The sequence below is a fragment of the Paenibacillus sp. Paensp38 genome (assembly GCF_059491915.1).
This window is the reverse complement of the sequence record NZ_CP168516.1, coordinates 5,040,001-5,059,817: the sequence shown is the minus strand read 5'-3', so window position 1 is coordinate 5,059,817 and position 19,817 is coordinate 5,040,001. Positions and strand designations below refer to the sequence as shown.

General features: G+C 45.3%; 16 protein-coding genes and 1 rRNA gene (1 of these 17 running past the window's edge). 9 read left to right on the top strand and 8 right to left on the bottom strand.

Features of this window, described 5'->3' with window-relative positions; translation table 11 throughout:
* Positions 1-5 precede the first annotated feature (5 nt).
* The 7 genes from rsmG to rpmH form a co-directional block, all read right to left on the bottom strand.
* Entirely contained in the window at positions 6-728 is a 723-nt protein-coding gene (gene rsmG, locus ACEN8J_RS22360) for a 16S rRNA (guanine(527)-N(7))-methyltransferase RsmG (protein WP_029518967.1), read from the bottom strand.
* Positions 728-2,617: a tRNA uridine-5-carboxymethylaminomethyl(34) synthesis enzyme MnmG gene (gene mnmG, locus ACEN8J_RS22355; RefSeq protein WP_029518968.1), complete on the bottom strand. Its 1,890-nt coding sequence runs from the start codon at positions 2,615-2,617 to the stop codon at positions 728-730. The genes rsmG and mnmG overlap by 1 nt, the downstream gene beginning before the upstream one ends.
* 97 nt (positions 2,618-2,714) lie before the next feature.
* Positions 2,715-4,091 carry a tRNA uridine-5-carboxymethylaminomethyl(34) synthesis GTPase MnmE gene (gene mnmE / locus ACEN8J_RS22350; RefSeq protein ID WP_165145428.1) on the bottom strand — a complete coding sequence of 459 codons (1,377 nt, stop codon included), beginning with the start codon at positions 4,089-4,091 and terminating at the stop codon, positions 2,715-2,717.
* Between the two features lie 128 nt (positions 4,092-4,219).
* Positions 4,220-4,981, bottom strand: a complete 762-nt coding sequence (gene jag, locus ACEN8J_RS22345; RefSeq protein WP_495593982.1) for an RNA-binding cell elongation regulator Jag/EloR — start codon at positions 4,979-4,981, stop codon at positions 4,220-4,222.
* Positions 4,978-5,844 carry a YidC/Oxa1 family membrane protein insertase gene (locus ACEN8J_RS22340; RefSeq protein ID WP_029518972.1) on the bottom strand — a complete coding sequence of 289 codons (867 nt, stop codon included), beginning with the start codon at positions 5,842-5,844 and terminating at the stop codon, positions 4,978-4,980. The genes jag and ACEN8J_RS22340 overlap by 4 nt, the downstream gene beginning before the upstream one ends.
* A 71-nt stretch (positions 5,845-5,915) precedes the next feature.
* Positions 5,916-6,266, bottom strand: coding sequence for a ribonuclease P protein component (gene rnpA / locus ACEN8J_RS22335; protein ID WP_029518974.1), 351 nt, complete (start codon positions 6,264-6,266; stop codon positions 5,916-5,918).
* Positions 6,267-6,529: 263 nt separating this feature from the next.
* Positions 6,530-6,664, bottom strand: coding sequence for a 50S ribosomal protein L34 (rpmH, locus tag ACEN8J_RS22330; protein WP_007433250.1), 135 nt, complete (start codon positions 6,662-6,664; stop codon positions 6,530-6,532).
* A 1,073-nt stretch (positions 6,665-7,737) separates the two neighbouring features.
* On the opposite strand from rpmH, the gene dnaA reads away from it, so the two are divergent.
* From dnaA to gyrB, 6 genes are all read left to right on the top strand, one after another.
* A complete protein-coding gene (gene dnaA, locus ACEN8J_RS22325) occupies positions 7,738-9,084 on the top strand; it encodes a chromosomal replication initiator protein DnaA (protein WP_029518975.1) in 1,347 nt (448 codons plus the stop codon).
* A gap of 186 nt (positions 9,085-9,270) precedes the next feature.
* Positions 9,271-10,413 (top strand): DNA polymerase III subunit beta, encoded by a 1,143-nt coding sequence (dnaN, locus tag ACEN8J_RS22320; protein WP_029518977.1) that lies wholly within the window; start codon positions 9,271-9,273, stop codon positions 10,411-10,413.
* A gap of 47 nt (positions 10,414-10,460) precedes the next feature.
* Positions 10,461-10,679, top strand: coding sequence for a S4 domain-containing protein YaaA (yaaA, locus tag ACEN8J_RS22315; RefSeq protein WP_029518979.1), 219 nt, complete (start codon positions 10,461-10,463; stop codon positions 10,677-10,679).
* 54 nt (positions 10,680-10,733) lie between these two features.
* Positions 10,734-11,849, top strand: a complete 1,116-nt coding sequence (gene recF, locus ACEN8J_RS22310; protein ID WP_013308098.1) for a DNA replication/repair protein RecF — start codon at positions 10,734-10,736, stop codon at positions 11,847-11,849.
* Between the two features lie 16 nt (positions 11,850-11,865).
* Entirely contained in the window at positions 11,866-12,117 is a 252-nt protein-coding gene (remB, locus tag ACEN8J_RS22305; RefSeq protein WP_007433255.1) for an extracellular matrix regulator RemB, read from the top strand.
* 30 nt (positions 12,118-12,147) lie between these two features.
* On the top strand, positions 12,148-14,058 hold the full coding sequence (gene gyrB, locus ACEN8J_RS22300; protein WP_013308100.1) for a DNA topoisomerase (ATP-hydrolyzing) subunit B: 1,911 nt from the start codon (positions 12,148-12,150) through the stop codon (positions 14,056-14,058).
* Between the two features lie 141 nt (positions 14,059-14,199).
* On the opposite strand, the gene ACEN8J_RS22295 is transcribed toward gyrB, so the two are convergent.
* Complete coding sequence (locus ACEN8J_RS22295) at positions 14,200-15,027, bottom strand: YheC/YheD family protein (protein WP_029518980.1); 828 nt, start codon at positions 15,025-15,027, stop codon at positions 14,200-14,202.
* Between the two features lie 466 nt (positions 15,028-15,493).
* On the opposite strand from ACEN8J_RS22295, the gene gyrA reads away from it, so the two are divergent.
* The 3 genes from gyrA to ACEN8J_RS22280 all read left to right on the top strand — a co-directional run.
* Positions 15,494-18,058 (top strand): DNA gyrase subunit A, encoded by a 2,565-nt coding sequence (gene gyrA, locus ACEN8J_RS22290; protein ID WP_318627822.1) that lies wholly within the window; start codon positions 15,494-15,496, stop codon positions 18,056-18,058.
* 212 nt (positions 18,059-18,270) lie between these two features.
* Complete coding sequence (locus ACEN8J_RS22285; RefSeq protein WP_029518982.1) at positions 18,271-19,359, top strand: HD-GYP domain-containing protein; 1,089 nt, start codon at positions 18,271-18,273, stop codon at positions 19,357-19,359.
* A 319-nt stretch (positions 19,360-19,678) separates the two neighbouring features.
* Positions 19,679-19,817 (top strand): 16S ribosomal RNA (locus ACEN8J_RS22280) (it continues 1,417 nt past the right edge of the window).

Below are 19,817 nucleotides of genomic sequence, written 5' to 3'. Positions count from 1 at the left end.
AACATTTACACTAACGGCGCCTTCAAAGGAGTACCCGGCTTACGCGGATATTTCCGTGGTGTCGCCGCTCTTTTCTCAATAATAATCATATGTCTGGCTGCATCTTCAACAGGTAACTGGAAGGCCTGAACATGTTTGATTTTTCCCTTTAGCTCTTTCAAACTGTAAGAAGCTTCCTTGATTTCCTCGGTAGGATCATTGCCCTTCATCGCGGCAAAGTGTCCTCCTTCACGGACAAACGGCAAACAAAATTCATTCAATACGGCGAGACGAGCAACCGCTCTGGCTGTCACTAGATCATAGCTATCACGGTATCCTGGTTTACGCCCCAATTCCTCTGCCCTGCTGTGAACCAGTTCAACATTTTCCAAACCCAACTGCTCTACTACATGGGCCAAGAACTGTATACGTTTGTTCAACGAATCTACAATAGTCAACTGAATCTGCGGAAAGCATATTTTCAAAGGAATACCTGGAAAACCTGCACCTGACCCAATATCGGCCAGGCTTTCCACATCTTTTAACGGAACATAAAAAGCCAGGGAAAGAGAATCATAAAAATGCTTGGTGTACACTGCATCGCGCTCAGTAATACCCGTCAGGTTCATTTTTTCATTCCACTCAACCAGCACACGGTAATATGCTTCAAACTGCTCTAACTGACTGTCATTAATCACAATACTATGCTCTGCCAGCCGCTGCTTAAATTGCTGTTGTATCGCGTCCATTATGATCCCCTTGCTGCTGTTACGCGGTTATAATGCTCCAGATAAACCAGCAAAATGGAAATATCCGCAGGGGTTACACCCGAAATACGGGATGCCTGACCAATCGACATCGGACGGATCTTTTCAAGTTTCTGCTTGGCTTCAATGGCCAGTCCTTGAACTTCATTGTATACAATATCCTCTGGAAGCTTCTTCTTCTCCATCTTTTGCAGACGCTCCACATGCATCAATTGCTTTTCAATGTAGCCCGCATACTTAATTTGGATTTCCACCTGCTCCTGTTCTTCCTCCGTAAGAGCTATAGGTGAAGGTGAGATTTGTGCTACTTGCGCATAACTGATCTCTGGTCGACGTAGCACCGTTAACAAATTACTGCCATCCTGTATCGGTGCAGATCCGCCTTGCTCCAGCATCTCATTGATATCAACTGGACGAACCTTCGCCAAGCGCAAGCGTTCAATCTCTTGATCTACCTTTTGCTTTTTATCCAAAAAGCGCTCGTATCGTTCATCCGTAATTAGGCCAATATCATGCCCAATCGGAGTCAATCGCAGATCAGCGTTATCATGACGCAACAACAGACGATATTCTGCACGTGACGTCAGCAAGCGGTATGGCTCATTCGTCCCCTTCGTCACCAGATCGTCAATCAGGACCCCGATGTAGCCTTGCGAACGGTCCAATACGACAGGCTCTTTGCCCTGCACCTTACGAGCTGCGTTAATCCCTGCCATAATTCCTTGACCCGCAGCTTCTTCGTAACCGGAAGTACCGTTAATCTGACCTGCTGTGAACAAGCCTGGGACTTTCTTCGTTTCCAAAGTAGGCCATAACTGCGTAGGTACCATTGCATCATATTCAATAGCATAGCCGTTACGCATCATCTCTACCTTTTCCATCCCCGGAATCGAACGCAGTACAGCTAATTGTACATCCTCTGGCAAGCTGGTCGACAAGCCCTGAACATAGTATTCAGATGTGTTTTTACCTTCAGGCTCCAAAAAGATTTGGTGCTTAGGCTTATCACTGAAGCGTACCACTTTATCTTCAATAGATGGGCAATATCGTGGTCCCGTTCCTTCAATCAGACCAGAGAACATAGGCGCACGGTGCAAATTATCATTAATAATCTGATGTGTTTCTACTGAAGTATATGTCAGCCAGCAAGGAAGCTGTTCATTATCCGAAGACTTCGTTTCATAGGAAAAGAACTTCGGTTGATCATCACCCGGTTGTATTTCCGTTTTGCTAAAATCAATCGTGTCCTTATGCACACGTGGTGGCGTTCCTGTCTTAAATCGAACCAGATCAAAACCCAGCTCTCTCAAATGCTCAGACAATCTCAACGAAGGCTGTTGATTGTTCGGACCACTCTCATACATTAGCTCGCCCATAATGATTTTCCCGCGCAGATAAGTGCCTGTGGTCAGGACAACTGCTTTACTTCGATACTCTGTGCCCGTCTTCGTGATTACACCTACGCAATGACCATCTTCCATAATCAGTTCTTCAACCATACCTTGGCGTAAAGTCAAATTCGGTTCCTTTTCCATCGTTTCCTTCATCGCATGCTGATAAGAGAACTTGTCTGCTTGTGCACGCAATGCATGAACCGCCGGACCTTTACCAGTATTTAACATTCTCATTTGGATAAATGTCTTGTCTATATTCCGACCCATTTCGCCGCCCAGTGCATCAATTTCTCGCACCACATGTCCTTTTGCAGGACCGCCAATAGACGGGTTGCAGGGCATGAACGCGACCATATCCAGGTTAATTGTGATCATCAACGTGCGACAGCCCATCCGTGCTGCTGCCAAGGCCGATTCTACACCTGCATGGCCCGCGCCTACGACAATCACGTCATAGTCGCCTCCTTGGTAACCCATACCTTTCTTACCTCCTTATACATTTCGGTCTTCACGCCGAATATGCTCTTGCATATCTATAACGATAGCAGGCTTATATCAGCCATGCTTAAATGTTCTATTTGCCTAGACAAAATTGTGAAAATATTTGGTCTATTAGCGCATCATGCGCAGTATCGCCTACAATCTCACCCAAATGCTCCCATGCCAGCCTTACATCAATCTGGATCATGTCGATCGGAACAAATTGATCAGCAGCTTCATAGGCATCTACCAGCGATTGGCGCGCCTTCTTCAACAAAGCAATATGCCGTACGTTGCTGACATATGTCATATCCGCTGATTCCAGCTTGCCGCTAAAGAATAACTTGGATATAGCCTGCTCCAGTCGGTCCGCTCCCTCATTTTCCTTCACAGACATCGGTACGATAAGCTCTTCAGGAACATAACGCAGCAACAAATCCCGGTCTACCTGGGCCGGTAAGTCCATTTTATTCATAATGACAATCGCTTGTCTACCGCGGATTTGTTCCATTAATGCCATTTCATCCTCATGCAGTGGTTCGTTGGCGTTAATGACGATGAGTAGCAGATCTGCTTCACTAACCGCCGTTCTCGAACGTTCTACTCCAATCCGTTCCACAACATCCATCGTTTCACGAATCCCAGCTGTATCCAGCAACTTGAGTGGAATATTATTAATCGTCACATATTCCTCAATAACGTCACGGGTTGTGCCCGGAATATCGGTCACAATGGCCCGCTCGCCCTGAGCCAATGTGTTCAGCAGTGATGATTTCCCCACATTTGGTCTTCCAACAATCGCTGTGGTCAACCCTTCACGCAAAATCTTTCCCTGCTCCGCCATATGCAGCAGCCGATCAATTTCCATCATGACCTGACTGCTTTTATCCTTGATTAAATCAGATGTAAAAGATTCAACATCATGCTCAGGATAATCAATGTTCACTTCAATATGAGCAAGTGTCTCCACCAAAACATGACGCAAGCGACGAATATTCTGGGACAGCTGTCCATCTACCTGCTTCAAAGCCACCGAAAAAGCTTTATCTGATTTGGAGCGAATTAAGTCAATGACACCCTCCGCCTGACTTAGGTCAATACGACCATTCAGAAAAGCACGTTTCGTAAATTCCCCTGGCTCAGCCAGACGTATATTTTGCAGCAATAGTAAATCCATCACCCGTTTGACGGCTACGACCCCGCCATGAGTGCTGATTTCTACGACATCTTCTGTCGTAAAAGAGCGTGGCGCCCGCATTACTGTAACTAAAACTTCCTCCACCTTTTCCTGGCTTTGGGGATCTATAATATGTCCATAATGTACCGTGTGAGTTTGAGCTTTGCTTAGAGGCGTTTTACTACGAAACAAAGCCTCCACTTCCGTGACCGCATCTGGCCCGCTGACCCGTACAACCGCAATACCACCCTCGCCGACAGCCGTTGCAATGGCAGCTATAGTATCGCTCAACATAAAGTTTCTACCTCCTATCAAGTAGAAACGACATTGCCGTCCTTCATCAAGGACGGCAGCCGTTTCAGCGAGAAATATAAGAAAAAAAGCAATGGCTTCTGCATCTTGCAGAGAGCCATTGCGTCGGATTATTTTTTAGCAATGACGACGCGCCGATTGGGCTCGTCCCCCTTGCTGTATGTTCTAACCAGCGCATGCTGTTGGAGCTTGGCGTGAATCAGCTTCCGCTCCTGTGACGGCATTGGCTCCAGCACCACTTCCTTGCCATAACGAATAGCCTGGTTCGCCAACCGATCTGCCAAATCCTCCAGCGTTTTTTGCCGACGTGCACGAAATTGCTCGGCATCCAGCACAATTCGGATGAATTTGTCAGAATGACGGTTGGCAACGATATTCGTCAGGTACTGCAATGCATCCAATGTCTGTCCTCTGCGGCCGATCAACATACCGAGCGACGGACCGGAGATATCCAGTGTACTTTCATCCTTGCGGTGGCGGACATCAACTTTAACGTCCAATCCCATTCCTGTTGCTGTTTCACGGATGAAACGCACCGCCTCTTCATAAGGATCTACATGTCCCGAAGGTGCTTCTGTGTTCATCTGTGCTTCCTGTGCAACAGGCCCAGTTTCTTCTGATAAAGCCTGTCCCACGCTAGAAGGTGCTTGAGCCGATATATGAAATTCAGCCGCGTGTGTGGTTTCAGGAGACGGCTCAGAGAGCAGCGTAAGCTCCACCTTCGCCTTCTTGACCCCGAGCCACCCCAGGAATCCTTTTGACGGCTGTTCCAACACGCTTACGGTTACCCGTTCACGGCTTACTCCCAGTTGGGAGAGTCCTTGTCTTACAGCATCTTCAACGGTTTTTCCTGATGTCACGACTTTGGTCATCTCGACTTTTTAGCCCCCTTCGTGTTTTTGCCGCCTTTTTTCTTACTATTGGAGGAACCCGTTTTCGCGAGACTGGCTGTTTTCACATTTGCCAGTGCTGCTTCTTTATCCTTATTCCGATAAAGGAAATAGTTTTGAATGATCGTGTAAATATTACTGTAGAACCAGTATAACGGCAAAGCGGATGGGAAGTTGTACGACATGAACAGAATCAGCACCGGATAGACGTACAGCAAAAATTGCATCGGTCCTTGCTGCGGCGTCGGATTCATTTTCATCATCATCCAAGTTTGGACAAATGTCGTAATCGCCGCCAAAATCGGCAAGATAAACAAGTGATCCGGCTTACCTAACTGGAGCCACAAGAAGTCATGATCCCGCAATGCCGAGTTATAATAAATGGCATTATAAAGCGCGATGAAAATGGGCATCTGTACTACCAAAGGAAGACAGCCAGCCATCGGGTTGACCTTGTTTTCCTGGAACAACTTCATCGTCTCTTGCTGGACTTTCTCAGGCGTATCCTTGTACTTCGCTTGAATTTCTTTTAATTGCGGCTGAATGGCCTGCATAGCTTTGGAACTACGTACTTGCTTGAGTGTAAGCGGCAAAATAATGGTTCGCACGATAATCACCAGAACCAGTACGGCCAGGCCATACTCTCCAGAGAACCATTGGGCAAATGTATCTAGCGCATACGAAAACCAGTAAACGACATATCTTTGCCAAACTGATCCATTGGCCAAGTCTGCCGTCGTGTAAGAATTGTGGGCCGTCTGGGCACATCCGGACAGCACAGCAACAAGTGCCAATAAGGCAATCAGGAGGAACCATTTTCCCCGTTGAGTCTTCAAACGCGACACTTCATAACCCCTTTCTTAACCAATCCATTCCAACGTAAATCATACCATATCCTGTAGGACAAAGATACTGACTATCGGCGTGAAGACTTGAGCAGCGAGGCTTTGCGTAGAACGTGCAGCACGCTTTTCTCCAGCTCTTGATACGACTTAGTAACTGCACCCTTACGAACGATAAAAATCAGATCAATCTGCTCCACCAATTCATGCTCATGATGGCGCACAATTTCCTTAACGATTCTGCGCATCCGGTTGCGAACTACTGCATTGCCGATCTTCTTGCTGGCCGAAATTCCGACGCGGAACTGCTCTACCTCTCTGCGGCGGAACCAGTACACCACAAACTGATGGTTGGCAAAAGATTTGCCATGGCGGTATACGCGCCCAAAGTCCGCCCGGTTTCGTAGACGCAATTTTTTTTGCACGGCGCTTCTCCTTGCTCATCTCTTTTACACATGTCGGTAAGCTAACCTTTACCTTTTATATAGTAAGAAGTATGGACAACATTCCAACATGGTAATCTCGCTTATTTTATATCCGTTTTCAAAAGCTTCATCTAATATAGGACAGGATGCTGGGCTTCTCCCTCTTCTTTCACTACATTTTTACAACAAAAGAAGAAGGGATCGCATCCCTGAATACCTCAATTATGAAAAAAAAGACCACCGTAGTGGTCTTTATGCACGCATTACGCACTCAATACTTTTCTACCTTTTTGGCGACGAGCTGCCAAAACTTTACGGCCATTCTTCGTGCTCATTCTTTTACGGAAGCCGTGAACTTTTTTACGTTTGCTGACATTCGGTCTGAAAGTCGGTCTCATTGTGCTGCACCTCCTTACAAGGAATACGTTTTATATGGAATATACCTAACATAGCAATCTCCACAAAAAACACCTTTGTACATTTAACCACAAATAGCGGTCAAAGTCAATGTACTTATAAACCCTCTTCCTCTTTTTCCCCTTCAGGAAGCCTCCTCCTCTTTACCCCGCTGACTCACTTCACTCTTTTATTCCCTTATTTCATAAAATTCCTTTCGTCTTTCCTCCATTATCAGCATTCTATTTGTAGTTTTCACTCCTCCAAAACTGTCCTTTTTACATTTATTCATTCTGTAACTTGAATCCATCCTATTTTCAGATCGACGTTATCAGGTTCGTTCAAAAATATTGTCGGAAACGTTACCGGAAATTTTCAACAGAAAAATAAGCCTCTGTGACCAAAAGGCAACGGCAATTATACACAGATTCACAAAAAGAACTGAATTGTGATTTAAATGGTCATAACCTGTGCATAACATTTTAGAGCGAAAAAGAGTTATTGTCGAAAACTGAACAAATTATAAACAATATCTTGTGTTGTGAATAAAAATTGTACACAACAGATTGAATTTGTGGATAAATAACCACGAGTCATTGAAATACAAGGCTTCTTTTGCTATGATGATATTACTTTTGAATGTGAATATGTTGTTTTACCCTCCATATTATCAACACCCTGTGGATAAAGTTGTGAACAAGTTCAATTTATCCATCTTTTTATTTTTGTGCGGATTCGGGATTCTGGGGATATATTCTACATTTTTCATTTGATTTCGACATATTGCAGTCCCGTTTTGGCCTGCGGGATCAAGAGAACGGATCGTGCCGCACATTCCCTCCTGAGAAATATCGCCTTTCTTCTGCTGGTCAGCAGCGGAATTTCCATTAGCTATTTTTCAGGGTCATTTTGTGCTGCGTTCTCTCACCACACTGCCGCATGTTTTAGGCGGCGGTATGTCTTTTTATGGCCTTCAACAACATTTTTGTGATTTTAGGCGTTTTGCCGAAGCGCCGAGAGCAGCTCTCTGCAGCTTAATTCGGTAAAATGTCAGGATTTAAAAGGAGTGACGTCTGTGGACAGCCATACCTCTGAACTATGGCAGCAAATTCTATCCATCATACAAACCAAGCTGAGTAAGCCGAGTTACGACACTTGGTTTAAGGCTACCAAGGCAGCGAAACTAAATGACCACTCCATTGTGATTTCTGCACCGACAACTTTTGCCGTGGAATGGCTTGAAAGCCGCTATACCAAGCTAGTCGGAGCAACGGTTTATGAGATTTTGGGCAAACAGCTAGAGGTCAAGTTCGTTATTGAAGAGAACAAGCCCGCCGAGGTCGACCTTCAGCAACAACCTCAGCAGCAGCCGGTCGTTCATGAAGAAGCTGTGTCCCATATGCTGAATCCCAAATATACATTCGATACATTCGTCATCGGATCGGGGAACCGTTTTGCCCATGCGGCATCGCTGGCCGTCGCCGAGGCGCCGGCCAAAGCTTACAATCCGCTGTTTTTATACGGTGGTGTAGGGCTGGGAAAAACGCATCTGATGCACGCTATCGGACACTATATTTTGGAGCACAATCCGGCCAGCAAGGTCGTTTATTTATCGTCGGAGAAGTTTACGAATGAATTCATTAATGCTATCCGGGACAACCGCGGGGAAAGTTTTCGGAATAAATATCGCAACATTGATATTCTGCTCATTGACGATATTCAATTCATTGCGGGTAAGGAATCGACGCAGGAGGAATTTTTCCACACGTTCAACGCGCTTCATGAGGAACGCAAGCAGATTATAATCTCAAGCGATCGGCCACCTAAAGAGATTCCAACGCTGGAAGAACGGCTACGCTCTCGCTTCGAGTGGGGACTCATAACGGATATCCAACCGCCGGATCTGGAAACGAGAATTGCTATTCTTCGTAAAAAGGCGCGGGCAGAAAACTTGGATATTCCCAATGAAGCCATGATGTATATCGCTAATCAAATCGATACAAACATCCGTGAGCTAGAAGGGGCGCTTATTCGCGTTGTCGCTTATTCCTCCTTAACCAATCAGGATGTATCAAGTCATCTCGCGGCTGAGGCGCTGAAGGATATTATCCCGTCCAGTCGACCAAAAATGATCACGATCCAGGATATACAGCACCAAGTCGGGGAATTTTACAATTTACGGCTGGAGGATTTTAAAGCGCGTAAACGGACGAAGGCTGTAGCTTTTCCACGACAGATTGCCATGTACCTGTCTCGTGAGTTAACCGATTATTCTTTGCCAAAAATCGGTGAAGCTTTCGGTGGGCGTGATCATACGACTGTCATTCATGCGCACGAAAAAATCTCCAAATCCATTCAAGTGGATCAGGATCTGTTTAAAGTTATCAACAACCTAATAGAAAAAATCAAAAATCCAACCTGAACAAGTTCAGAGCCTATACACAATTTATACACATGTGGATAGGCTTGATTTTATTAGGGTTACAGTGACTTATCCACATATTCAGTGCGCCTATTACTATTACTAATATATTTTAAAGATATACATCACCTAAATAAGGCCCGCGTCAACGCGTGCTTGAAGGATTAAAACCCGTAGGAGGAACTTATGAAGATCAGCATTCTGAAAAACGTTTTGAACGAGGCTATACAACATGTATCCAAAGCGATATCAAGTCGAACTACGATTCCAATTCTGAGTGGTATTAAGCTGGATGTGAATCACCAGGGAGTAACGCTGACCGCCAGCGATACAGACATTTCGATTCAATCCTTTATTCCGATGGAGGATGGTGACCAAACTGTCGTTCAGGTTGAACAACCCGGTAGTGTGGTGCTGCCTGCCAAATTCTTTGTCGAAATTATCAAAAAGTTGCCTTCGCAGGAGATTCGTATGGAGGTAAAAGACCAATTCCAAACCTTTATCTCGTCCGGTGCAACTGAAATTCAGATTGTTGGCTTAGATCCTGAAGAATTCCCGGTGCTTCCCAACATTGAAGAAAATCAAGTCATCTCTGTGCCAGGAGATTTACTTAAAAATATGATTAAACAGACGGTGTTCTCCATTTCCACCCACGAAACGACACCGATTTTAACCGGCGTGTTGTGGAATCTGGCTGAGGGGGAACTGAAGTTTGTGGCAACGGACCGCCACCGCCTTGCCACCCGCAGCGCTCATTTGGAGACGTCTGAAGGCTTGCGCTTTAGCAATGTTGTCATTGCGGGCAAAACGCTGAATGAGCTGAGCAGAATTATTCCAGACCAAAATATGCTTGTGGATATCGTAGTAGCGGACAATCAGGTATTATTCAAAGTAGATCGGGTGCTATTTTATTCCCGCATCTTGGACGGCACCTATCCTGATACTTCTAGAATTATTCCGACCTCCTACAAAACAGAACTGATTGTGGATACAAAAAGTTTAAGTGAGTCAATTGACCGTGCTTATTTGCTGTCCCGTGAGGAAAAAACGAATATCGTAAAAATGCAGTCGCTGGAAAATGGCGGTTTGGAAATTTCCTCTAGTTCCTCTGAGCTTGGCAAAGTGCGTGAGGAAGTAACGGTGTCCAAATTTGAGGGGGAGCCGCTCAAAATTTCGTTCAACTCCAAATACATGCTTGACGTGCTGAAGGTGATTGACAGCGAGCAGCTGACGATTGCTTTTACCGGCATTATGAGTCCCATTATTTTAAAACCGGCAGATTCCAGCAATGCGCTATATATCATCCTGCCATATCGCACAACCAACTGATGTCTAGCGTTAACCCACCTGAGGACAACCGAAAGGATGAACAAGCCTTGAAACCAATATCTATACAGACCGAATACATCAAGCTCGATCAATTTTTAAAATTAGCCGATTGTGTATCCACAGGAGGCATGGCTAAAGCCCTGCTGCAAGAGGGACAAGTCCGTGTGAATGGTGAACCGGAAGAACGTCGTGGAAGAAAACTGTACCCAGGTGATACCGTAGAAGTAGAGGACAACGGAAGTTTCGAGGTTACAGCAGGAGCATGATCGCCTGGGTGGCAAGGACTCCTTTTAGGTACGGAGTAACAAGGGGGACCCTATGTGTTTGTGAACAACATTGTTTTGCAGCAGTACCGGAACTATGAGCAGCTGGAACTGAATGAATTTGGTCCCGTTAATTTGCTGATCGGACAAAATGCGCAGGGCAAAACGAATCTGGTAGAGGCGATTTTTGTACTGGCTTTAACCAAAAGTCATCGAACGTCCCGCGACAAGGAGTTAATCTCTTTCGGGGCTACTTCCACTCACCTAGCTGCGGATGTGGATAAAAAATACGGGAAAATCAGATTGGATCTCGCGTTATCCACACAAGGCAAAAAAGCAAAGATCAACGGACTGGAGCAGCGAAAACTGAGCGATTTTATCGGTTCGTTAAATGTGGTCATGTTTGCACCTGAGGATCTGGAAATTGTGAAAGGAACACCGGGGGTTCGCCGCCGGTTTCTTGACATGGAAATCGGACAGGTTGCGCCAGGATATCTGTATCATTTGCAGCAATATCAGAAAGTATTGGTTCAGCGAAACAACCTGCTCAAGCAGGCTTGGGGTAAGGATATGGCATCAGTGCAGCTGATGCTGGAGGTATGGAATGAGCAACTTGTTGAGCATGGTGTTAAAATTGTTAAAAAGCGGAAACAATTTATAACAAAGCTACAAAAGTGGGCTCAGGCCATTCATGAAGGGATCGCAGGTGGGACAGAAGAGTTAAAATTAACCTATGTTCCCTCCTTCAGTGAGCCAGAGGAAGAAGATGAAGCTGTCTTATTGGAGCGATTTATGATAAAGTTATCCCAAATGAGGGAACAGGAAATCCGCCGTGGCATGACTTTGGCGGGACCCCATCGTGATGATTTGGCCTTTGCCATTAACGGCAGAGAAGTGCATACGTATGGCTCTCAGGGGCAGCAGCGGACGACGGCCCTGTCCTTGAAGTTGGCCGAAATTGAGTTAATTCATGAGGAAATTGGTGAATATCCTGTCTTGCTGCTGGATGATGTTTTGTCCGAGCTGGATCCCTATCGTCAAACCCAGCTGATCGAGACCTTCCAAAGCAAAGTACAGACCTTTATCACGGCAACCGGGGTTGAGACTTTGAACGCAGAACGACTCAAGGATGCCAATATTTATCACGTCCACGACGGGCATGTGGAACACTAAGGAGTGAGTGACCGCTATGTATATTCATCTGGGTGGAGAAAAAATCATCCGCTCGTCAGAGCTTGTGGCTATTTTCGATATCTCGATTGAAAAATCCTCTAAAATCTCCAAGCAATACGTGAACCATGCCCAACAGCAAAAGCATGTCGAGATGATTGGCGAAGAGGAAGCCAAGTCCATCGTAGTTACTCAGAATACGGTGTATTATTCCCCCATCTCCTCAACAACACTCAAAAAGCGGGCAAACCAGTTTGTTGCCAATGCTTAACCATAGAATCTATAGAAGTAGGTGAAAGGCATGTCTATGAATCAACCGTCTTATGATGCGGGCGAGATTCAGGTCCTTGAGGGCCTGGAGGCGGTTCGGAAACGTCCCGGGATGTATATTGGCTCCACAAGCGCCAAAGGTCTCCATCATCTGGTCTGGGAAGTTGTGGACAACAGCATTGACGAAGCGCTGGCGGGTTATTGTGACAGCATTCAAGTTGTGGTTCACGAAGATAACAGCGTTACCGTTACAGATAATGGACGTGGTATTCCAGTAAGCGAACACGCCAAAATGAAAAAATCTGCGCTGGAAGTCGTTATGACTGTACTTCACGCAGGCGGTAAATTCGGAGGCGGAGGGTACAAGGTATCCGGTGGTCTGCACGGGGTTGGGGTATCGGTAGTGAACGCTCTCTCCAGCAAAATGATTGTTCATGTTAAACGAGACGGACATCTGTATGAGCAGGAATATCACCGTGGTGCTCCGCAGTATGATGTCAGAGTCATCGGTGATACAGACGAGACGGGTACCCAAACGACCTTCTATCCGGACGATCAAATCTTTACAGAAACGACCGTATATGATTATGATACGCTCCAAACGCGGATTCGTGAGTTGGCTTTCCTGAATAAAGGCATTGCAATCAGCTTGACTGACGAACGGACGGGAGCTAGCGATACATTCCATTACGAGGGCGGAATCAGTGAATATGTGCAATTCTTGAATCAAAAAAGAGAAGCGCTACATGAACAGCCGATTTATGTCGAAGGCTCGCGGGATATGATTCAAGTCGAAGTTGCATTGCAATATAACGACAGCTATACCGAAAATATTTATTCTTTTGCCAACAACATCAACACCCATGAGGGCGGAACTCACGAATCAGGTTTCAAGAGTGCATTAACCCGGATTATAAACGATTATGCACGTAAAAATGGCTTGATTAAAGACAACAATGCCAACCTGACCGGTGACGATGTGCGTGAAGGATTGACGGCAATTATCTCCGTCAAAATTCCAGAACCACAGTTTGAGGGTCAGACCAAGACAAAGCTGGGTAACAGTGAGGTGCGAGGGATTGTCGAATCCTTATTCGCAGAGAAACTCCAGGAGTTCCTAGAGGAAAATCCGTCTGTTTCCCGCCGCGTGGTAGATAAATCATTACAAGCAGCACGTGCCCGGGAAGCAGCGCGTAAAGCGCGTGAGCTTACACGTCGCAAAAGTGCGCTGGAAATCAGTTCGCTCCCAGGCAAGTTGGCGGATTGCTCCTCTAAGGATGCTTCGATTAGTGAACTGTACATTGTCGAAGGTGACTCCGCAGGGGGATCAGCCAAGCAGGGGCGTGATCGTCACTTTCAAGCTATTTTGCCGATTCGTGGTAAAATCCTGAATGTTGAAAAGGCACGCTTGGACCGTATTTTGTCCAGTGATGAAATCCGGTCGATGGTAACAGCAATGGGTACAGGGATCGGAGACGACTTTGACATCGCCAAAGCCCGTTATCACAAGGTCATCATCATGACAGATGCGGATGTCGACGGCGCCCATATTCGTACGTTGTTGCTGACGTTCTTCTATCGGTACATGCGTAAAATCATTGATGCAGGCTATATTTATATTGCTCAACCACCATTATTCAAAGTAGAGCGTAACAAAGTTGTACGTTATGCGAACTCCGAGGCGGAACGTGATGAGATCATCAGGGAATTTGGAGAAAACGCGAAGTACAATGTACAGCGCTATAAAGGTTTGGGTGAGATGAATGCGACCCAACTTTGGGAAACTACGATGGACCCTGAGAGTCGTACTATGCTTCAGGTAACTGTCAGTGACGCGATGCTGGCTGATACACTGTTCAACACCTTGATGGGTGATAATGTAGAACCTCGTCGTGACTTTATCCAAGAGCATGCAAAGTACGTGAAAAATCTTGATTTCTAATGTGTAACGTTCCTTCCTAGTGGCTGTATTACATGCTCATTAGGTAGTATTTTGTAAGAGTTCACGAGGGGCGCCCAAATGGGCGTCCCTTTTCTTGTCATTAACCAGCCCGGGTGTATTTGAATATCTAATCTCATTGTTTTAGGCTTTTTTCTTAGAGCGCACGGGTTTACCTGTCGACGGAGAGTATCGGCCGTAGCCTACTGCATATCTGAATATTTTATGATAGAGGCTTTTGTTTGGAAGGGAAGAGAATACCTTGATTGCTGGTCTCGTATTAACCTCAAGAATCCACGGATAATTTTGCTGATCCAGTCCCACATCTAATCCGATTTCCCTTAAACGTGGGTATTTTTTTTGCAACTGCCAGGCTACCCGTTCGCCCATTTTCGATAATTTTTGCTCCAGTCGTACAGCTTCCTTTACATCCATATATGGAGCGACCAGCTCATTGAAAAAGCGTGTTGTCCCACCGCTGTGATGATTGGTGACGACTTTGTCAGGAGCAGCTACGCGTCCTACAATAAGTGTTGTTTCCCATTGGTGTCTCAAGTTCATCTGGGTTAATACCCTCAGATCGAAGGGGCGTTCTTCATGCTGAAGAAGTGGAATTCCACGTTGGATCAGATATGGACGTTTTCGTATGCGGGAAGAAACCACTCTGTGCAGATCTTCTAGACTTTCGAAGGTGAAAATGTCTACTTCATAGCGAAGCACATACCAAGTTCTCTCTTCGATGATTCCTTCTTCTGTCGGCGGGAGCGGCTCTGTCAGCCTCTCTGCCCGCATAACCCCTTTTCCATAAGTACCGTTATCCGGCTTAATATAGACAGTACCATACACGGCCAACATTTCGTTTAAGTGATCAAATGTGTACAACCGTGTTTCCGGTACATAAGCAGCCAATGTCGGATTGGGGAGAATGGCATTTGTTTTGGTCCACTTACTGGATACTCGTTGAATAGACAAGTAATCTCATCCCTTTCTTTTCGAAATATGAGTCATGTACTTGGAATCCGCAACACTTTAACAAAACAAGGGAAACTAAAGGACAAGCGCGTAAAACAATGATATAATAGAGAAATACGGCGTTTTTCGGAATTTTGCTAATTGAACCCTGACCGTATACGTATTGTATGTGGAAAAGGCCCTTATGGTGGGGGCTAATCCCCAGCTCTGGGGAATTTGTTATAATCAGGGCTTGTGAGTTGTACAAGAGAATAGCGATCTGCTACAGGCAGAAAGAGAATGACGAGGGATTTACGCTGTAAAGAGGACAGATGCGTTTAATTGTGCTCTTTTTGTGAAAGTAATATAATTATACAGATGAGGATTTCAGCCAAAATCCTGCGCAGAGAGCGGAGTGTATAGGCAGTATCTTGTTAGGCTTTTCACATAGAGAGCATTGTATTGAAGGATAAGAAGGAGGACCAGCATGGCGGATCAAAATAACTCGCAAATCATCAATAGGGATATCGGAGTGGAAATGCGCGAATCCTTTATGGATTATGCCATGAGTATTATTGTTAGCCGTGCCTTGCCTGATGTGCGGGACGGACTGAAGCCGGTACACCGTCGTATTTTGTATGCGATGTCCGAGCTAGGCATGTCGCCAGATAAGCCTTACAAAAAATCGGCAAGAATCGTCGGCGAAGTTATCGGTAAATATCACCCTCATGGTGATACGGCTGTATATGATACGATGGTGCGGATGGCGCAGGATTTTTCCTTGCGTTACATGTTGGTGGATGGACACGGTAACTTTGGCTCCGTGGATGGAGATATGGCCGCTGCGATGCGTTACACCGAAGCACGGTTGTCCAAGATTGCCATGGAAATGCTACGTGATTTGAACAAAGAGACCGTTGATTTTATGCCGAACTACGATGGTGAAGAGAGCGAGCCTGTCGTATTACCAGCACGTTATCCTAACTTGCTGGTGAATGGGGTCGGCGGGATTGCAGTCGGGATGGCTACCAATATTCCTCCGCATAACTTGGGAGAGGTTATCGATGGTGTACAAGCACTGATCGAAAACCCTGACATTACGCCGATGGAACTTATGGATTATATTCAAGGACCGGATTTCCCGACAGCAGGTTATATTTTAGGACGCTCTGGTATTCGTCAGGCGTACCAGACGGGCCGCGGATCTGTGACCATGCGTGCAAAGACCACCATAGAAGAGATCGGCAATAAAGCACGGATTATCGTGCATGAGCTGCCTTACCAAGTGAATAAGGCTCGCCTTGTTGAGAAAATTGCCGAATTAGTACGTGACAAACGTATTGAAGGCATTACGGATCTTCGTGATGAATCGGACCGTACGGGTATGCGTGTCGTTATTGAGTTGCGTAGAGATGTGAACCCGAATGTCGTTCTGAATAATTTGTTTAAACATACAGCTATGCAGTCGAATTTCGGTATTAATATGCTTGCCATTGTAAACAACGAACCGAAGATTCTAAACCTGAAGGATGTCTTGTATCATTATCTCAAACATCAGGTCGAAGTTATTCGTCGCCGGACAGAATTTGATCTGAAAAAGGCCGAAGCTAGAGCACACATTCTGGAAGGCTTGCGCATTGCTCTTGACCATCTGGACGAAGTTATTGCCTTGATTCGTTCTTCCCAAACTGCAGAAGCAGCTCGTGAAGGACTGATTGAGCGTTTCTCGCTCACTCTTGAGCAGTCTCAGGCTATTCTCGATATGCGTCTGCAACGTTTAACCGGTTTGGAACGTGAGAAGATTGAGAACGAATATAACGAGCTAATACAAAAGATTGCGGAATACCGTGAGATTTTGGCGAACGAGCATCTGGTACTCAACATCATTAGCGAAGAGCTGAATGAACTTAAAGGGCGTTTCGCTGATGAACGTCGCACTGAAATTACAGTGGGTGAAGAGAGTATTCTGGATGAGGATCTCATTCCGCGTGAAGATGTTATTATTACTGTAACCCATACGGGATATATCAAACGCCTTCCTGTTACCACCTATCGCAGTCAAAAACGCGGTGGTCGTGGTGTAGTTGGTATGGATACCAAAGATGAGGATTTCGTAGAGCATCTGTTCATTACGAATTCACATCATCATTTGTTATTCTTTACCGACAAGGGTAAGGTATATCGAATTAAGGCCTATGAGATTCCTGATCTAAGCCGGACAGCCCGGGGAACACCGATTATTAACCTGATTCAGATTGAACAGGGTGAGTCGATCAATGCGGTAATTCCAATCGAGGAATTTGTGGAGGATAGCTATCTTTTCTTTGCGACTCAGCATGGGATTATTAAGAAGACACCGCTTGACGACTATGCAAATATCCGCAAAGGTGGCTTGATTGCCATTAACTTGCGTGAAGATGACGCCCTGATCGAAGTGAAGCTGACGGACGGACAGCAGGAAATGATTATTGGTACAGCACAAGGCATGTCTATCCGTTTCCCTGAAAGTGATGTACGGTCTATGGGCCGTAGCGCTACAGGGGTTAAAGGGATCAACCTTGATGAGAGTGATGCTGTAATTGGTATGGACATCGTGGATACCAGCCTGGATATCCTGATTGTAACGGCCAAAGGTTATGGCAAGCGTACCCCTGTTATGGATTATCGTATCCAAAGCCGTGGAGGTAAGGGGATCAAAACGATTAATGTTACGGAAAAAAATGGTCCAGTTGTCGGTCTCAAGGTTGTAAAAACCGAAGAGGATCTGATGATTATTACAGCTAGTGGCACCTTGATTCGGACCAGCATGGGGGAAATCTCCACGATGGGTCGGAATACACAAGGGGTAAGATTGATTAATATTCGCGATGATGATTCGGTTGCAACGGTTTGTCGAGCGAACAAGAATGAGGAGCAGGATGAACTGCTTGAAGAATTATTAGAGGGTGGGGAAGCTGGAGAGGGCTCATCTCTATCATCTGTTGAACCAACTCTCGAAACGAATACAGAAGGTGCGGAAGGTAACGACCCAGAATCTTCTGAGGGCGAATAAGAGCCTGAATATGGAACAACAGTAGTTACTAAATTTTAGATGGAAGAGACTCTCTGACTATTTGGTCGGGGAGTCTTTCTTTTTCTCGCTAACGAATTCAGACAAGTATGCTTTAAATGGCATAAAATGAATGTACAGGATCAATCCCAAGTAATATAATGACATCATAACTGGCAGCTGGAGCAGCTGTTGTGAGAACAGAGAGGTTGACCATGACAACTGTACCCGTATCCGAATTAAAAGCAGGACTTAGATTGCAAAGCGATGTATTTACAGAAATGGGCAGCTTGCTGCTACCGAAAGGGCGCATTCTGCTACCACGTGACTTGGAGATTTTACAGGCGTTCCTGATTCAGCAAGTTGAGGTAGGGACGGATGATCTTACAAAATCCAGTAGCGAGTCTACGACTGTTCGATCTGGAATATCTGAATCGCAAGGACCTTCGTTAGATGGACGAGATGAATCTGAACAATTTCAGGATGAGTATGACAAAATGGTGATGCTCGTTAAGAACGCATTTCAATCGGTACTCGTCTCTAATTTATCTATATATGAACTGCGAGGACAATTGGAGTCCTTACTGGTGCATATTCAGCGCTATAATGTAATGACCTATACTCCGCCCGCCATGATCGAAGTGGACTATATTTTTCACAACGCCGTGCTAACCTCCCTTACTTCCTACTCCATTGCACAATGGATCGGATTACCTCAAAAGGATTGGATGCAGGTGGCTTTTGCTGGATTGCTTCATGACATAGGGAACGCTAAAATGGACCCGGCCATTCTGTACAAGCCCTCCAAACTAACGTGGGAAGAGCAAGAAGAAATACGTAGTCATACATCACTAGGATACCAGTTGCTTAAAAATGTGAAAGCTATTAACGAAGGTGTGCGTTTGGCAGCTCTTCAGCATCATGAGAAAGTGGACGGTACTGGATATCCACTGCGTCTTAAAGGTGAACAAATCCACATCTACGCTAAAATTGTTGGAGTGGCTGATGTATTCCATGCCATGACTCTAGAGAAAACATACCGGCCTGCCCAATCACCGTATCTGGTTCTAGAGCAAATCAAGTCAGAATCATTTGGAAAGCTGGACCCAAGTGTTGTACAAGTTTTTATTCATAAGTTAACCCAATTCAATAATGGAACCAAGGTGCGCCTCAATGATAACCGTACAGGGGAAATTATATTTGCTGATCGAGATCATCCGACTCGTCCGTTGATTCAAGTAGATGGGGAAATTATTAACTTAATGCTGCAAAGAGAGCTTTATATTGAGTGTATTGTTACTTAACTAAGTATTTTGAAAAAAGAGTTGCATACTGTAAGAAAAGTATGATATATTATTCCTTGTCGCTTCAAGTGTTATCAAGAAGAGCGAAAAACACTTTTGAAAAAAAAGTGTTGACATAACTCTAGGGAATATGATATGATATAAAAGTTGCTGAGGGGTTGAACAAAACGCCGAGGCAGACAATGGATGTTTGATCTTTGAAAACTGAACAACGAGTGAGTAAAATGATTTTGTTCGCAAAATCAAACAAGAGATATTTTATCTCGTCAGTTTCAAAATGAGCTTATCGCTCTTTCTATAAACCAACTTCGGTTGGTCTTTAATGGAGAGTTTGATCCTGGCTCAGGACGAACGCTGGCGGCGTGCCTAATACATGCAAGTCGAGCGGGGTTATGTAGAAGCTTGCTTCTACATAACCTAGCGGCGGACGGGTGAGTAACACGTAGGCAACCTGCCCA

Bases quoted from the DNA above. Each gene is read 5' to 3' on its own strand.
- rsmG (WP_029518967.1), bottom strand. From the start codon at position 728: ATGGACGCGATACAACAGCAATTTAAGCAGCGGCTGGCAGAGCATAGT.
- mnmG (WP_029518968.1), bottom strand. From the start codon at position 2,617: ATGGGTTACCAAGGAGGCGACTATGACGTGATTGTCGTAGGCGCGGGC.
- mnmE (WP_165145428.1), bottom strand. From the start codon at position 4,091: ATGTTGAGCGATACTATAGCTGCCATTGCAACGGCTGTCGGCGAGGGT.
- jag (WP_495593982.1), bottom strand. From the start codon at position 4,981: ATGACCAAAGTCGTGACATCAGGAAAAACCGTTGAAGATGCTGTAAGA.
- rpmH (WP_007433250.1), bottom strand. From the start codon at position 6,664: ATGAGACCGACTTTCAGACCGAATGTCAGCAAACGTAAAAAAGTTCAC.
- dnaN (WP_029518977.1), top strand. From the start codon at position 9,271: ATGAAGATCAGCATTCTGAAAAACGTTTTGAACGAGGCTATACAACAT.
- remB (WP_007433255.1), top strand. From the start codon at position 11,866: ATGTATATTCATCTGGGTGGAGAAAAAATCATCCGCTCGTCAGAGCTT.
- gyrB (WP_013308100.1), top strand. From the start codon at position 12,148: ATGTCTATGAATCAACCGTCTTATGATGCGGGCGAGATTCAGGTCCTT.
- gyrA (WP_318627822.1), top strand. From the start codon at position 15,494: ATGGCGGATCAAAATAACTCGCAAATCATCAATAGGGATATCGGAGTG.
- ACEN8J_RS22285 (WP_029518982.1), top strand. From the start codon at position 18,271: ATGACAACTGTACCCGTATCCGAATTAAAAGCAGGACTTAGATTGCAA.